This window comes from Sphingomonas sp. 179-A 2A2 NHS, assembly GCF_045371305.1.
In the GTDB taxonomy this organism is placed as follows: domain Bacteria; phylum Pseudomonadota; class Alphaproteobacteria; order Sphingomonadales; family Sphingomonadaceae; genus Sphingomonas.
The window spans coordinates 1-2,790 of the sequence record NZ_JBIQDE010000027.1; the positions used below are offsets into that span (position 1 = coordinate 1).

Consider the following 2,790-nt stretch of genomic DNA (forward strand, 5'->3'; position numbering starts at 1 on the left):
GAATGTGCTTATGAACCCGCTCGGGAAAAGCGTCGCCGTCATGGATGCGCGGGCGCGGCGGTTGAATTCGGATTTCCCGTCCGCATCGTCAACACCATCGTTAGGGTCGGCGGAGCACTCTTTGCGGCGAGACCGGGCGCTCGATAAGATCTGCCTTCACCAGCCGGCAGCCCGTCCGATCGTAGCGCTGCACGATCGATCGCCGTCGTGACGGTACGCGCCGATATCTCGCGCCGGCAAGGTATCATGGCGGTGCTGGTCCTGTACGGCCGACCGCTCGAGGACGCCGTATCCTGGCCTGTGCTGCGTTCCTGGCTGGATGACGACAGCCACGCCGGGCTCCGCCATTGTCTGGTCTACGACAATTCGCCCATGTCGCTGACCGATGGAGGATCGCTGCCGGCCAACGCCCACCTCCTCCACGATCCCGACAATAGCGGTACGGCCGGCGCCTATGCCGCAGCAGTTGACTATGCGGCGCGAACGGGATGCGAATGGCTGCTGCTGCTTGATCAGGACACCGCGCTACCGGCCGACTATCTTGCGATAGCGAGGGAAACGATGGCGGCTACGCCGGATGCCGAGGTCATGGTGCCACGGGTCCGCCACGACGCTCAGCTCGTGTCGCCGGCGACGATCACGCGCGCCGGCACGGTGCGTCCGTGCGCAGCACCGGATCACGTGGCGGGAATGACGACGGCAATCTCGTCCGGCGCGGTGGTTCGTCGCCGCGCGATCGAGAATGTCGTCTTTCCACCATCGATCTGGCTCGATTATGTTGATCACTGGCTGTTTCTGCGGCTTCACCGCCACGGCGCGTACGTTGCCGTGATTGATACCGATCTGTCGCACGACTTGTCGGTGCGGACGCCGGCCACGTTGTCGGCTGCCAGACTAGCCAGCATCCTGGCAGCCGAGAGCACCTTCTACATTGCTCTTGGCGGACGTGCCCGCGCCGTTCTGCCCCTTCGACGTTTGATGCGGGCGGCACGCTACGCGGCGATCGGGCGCTTGGCGCTGGCAGGCACCGTCCTGCGCACTCTGATCGACCCCGCAAGGTTACCGCACCATGATTGATTTCCTCTTTCCCCTCGTGCTGGGCGAAGTTGTGCTGGGCGGTGGCGGTCGGACTTTCTCGATCGGTGCGGTCAGCCTGCGCATGCTGCTCTTTGCAGCCGGCCTCGTTGCCACGCTTGTTGGAATGATGACGACATCGGCGCGGCGCGACGGGCTGGCGACGGCCAACCTGCTGGTCCTAGCCTTCTTCGCCAGCGTTCTGCCCGGCCTGCTAGTCGATGCGTCACGCGGCACACCAGCGCAGATCGTCAGCCTCCAGCTTCAGCCACTGCTGTTCTGGCTTTCCGCGCCGTTCTTCGCGCTCGCGCTGCAGGACGTGAGAACAGTGCAGAAGGCAGCTGTCATCATCATCTTCGGCGGACTCATCGTCAGCGTCGGCACTTTGTTCCTGACGATCGGATTGTATGTCGGGTTCGTTGATTTCGGATCATTGTACCTGTGGTCCGAGCGGACCGGTGAATTGTTCTTCCGGGGCTTCACCAACTTTTTCTACAAAGGGCACTTCTTCGTTGGCGTCGCGCTGATCTTCAGCGTCGTTCTGACGCCACGGTGGTGGAAGACGATGTCGGGCGTGCTGGCGCTTTCATTGGCGCTATCGCTGACGCGCGGCCTGTATCTGGCGGTAGCGATCGGGCTCGTGCTGAGCTTCTTCTCGGCGAAGCGCCAGGTGGCGATGCTTTTCGTGATCCTCGGGGCAGTGATCGGCGTCGGTATTTACGGTCAGGCGATCGCCGACGTCATCTTCGACCCGACCCGGGTCAGTTCGTCCCTCACCCGATCGCGGGACTTATATTTCTTCCTGGCGACCTTCGATTACAACACACTGCTGTTTGGAGAGGGTACGGGCATACTACTCAACGGGCGGAGTAACGTTGAGAATAGTTTCCTGTGGGCGTTGTGGCGCTTCGGTATCCTGGGCCTGTCCTTCATGTTCCTGCCGCTCTTGATGTGCGTCCGATACTTCTCGCAGATACCTAATGACGACGAGCATCACCGGCTCGCCAGCGCCTTCTTCTTCGGCGTCGTCATGCTGTACGTCGTCACGGCCTTCAATCCGTTCGTGAACAACTCGATCGGCCTCACCTATCTGCTGTGCGCAATCTTCTCGCTGCGTCGATTGGGCCGCAACGCCGCTCTGGCGCCGCCCTCCGCGCAACCGCTACAGGTTCATCCGACGGTTGTGGGTATCGCAGCATGAGCAATGTACGGATCAGCTTCGTCGTCGCCACCTACAACGGGGCGGCTTACGTAACGCAGCAGTTGAACAGCATTCTCGGCTCGCTGGGCCCGAACGACGAGATCGTCATCTCGGACGACGGTTCCACCGATGCGACGGTTGCGCAGATCCGTACGATCGACGATCCGCGGATACGGTTGATCATCGGTAGAGAACGGCTGGGTTACCAAGGTAATTTTGCACGGGCGATCGCCGCGGCCAGAGGCGCCTACATCTTCTTTTCCGATCAGGACGACGTATGCCTGCCGGAACGGGTGCCACTGTCGTTGGCCCGGCTTCAGCAGGCATCGTGCGTATGCGGTGATGCGATCGTCGTCGACGCGGCCTTGTCTCCACTGCAGGACAGTCATTTCGCGGCACGGCGTGCTAGATTCGGCGCAATCTGGCTCTTCGCCCGCCCGGCGGTGATCGGCGCTACATTGGCCTGCACCCGCCCGTTCCTGCTCGCCAATCTACCGTTCCCCGAAGGCGTGCCG

The 2,790-nt window shown here is 62.1% G+C and carries 4 protein-coding genes; all 4 read left to right on the forward strand.

Annotated features, from left to right (window positions below; all coding sequences use genetic code 11):
* On the forward strand, nt 1–211 hold a 211-nt coding region (locus ACH0AE_RS17735), incomplete at its 5' end, for a hypothetical protein (RefSeq protein ID WP_406876153.1).
* A complete protein-coding gene (locus ACH0AE_RS17740; protein ID WP_406876154.1) occupies nt 208–1,077 on the forward strand; it encodes a hypothetical protein in 870 nt (289 codons plus the stop codon). The genes ACH0AE_RS17735 and ACH0AE_RS17740, both read left to right, overlap by 4 nt.
* Nucleotides 1,070–2,275: a hypothetical protein gene (locus ACH0AE_RS17745; RefSeq protein ID WP_406876151.1), complete on the forward strand. Its 1,206-nt coding sequence runs from the start codon at nt 1,070–1,072 to the stop codon at nt 2,273–2,275. The genes ACH0AE_RS17740 and ACH0AE_RS17745 overlap by 8 nt, the downstream gene beginning before the upstream one ends.
* Nucleotides 2,272–2,790, forward strand: a 519-nt coding sequence (locus ACH0AE_RS17750) for a glycosyltransferase (RefSeq protein WP_406876152.1), incomplete at its 3' end; no start/stop codon positions are given. The genes ACH0AE_RS17745 and ACH0AE_RS17750, both read left to right, overlap by 4 nt.

What these genes read in the sequence shown, in the direction of transcription:
- ACH0AE_RS17745 (WP_406876151.1), top strand. Translation starts at nt 1,070, where the DNA reads ATGATTGATTTCCTCTTTCCCCTCGTGCTGGGCGAAGTTGTGCTGGGC.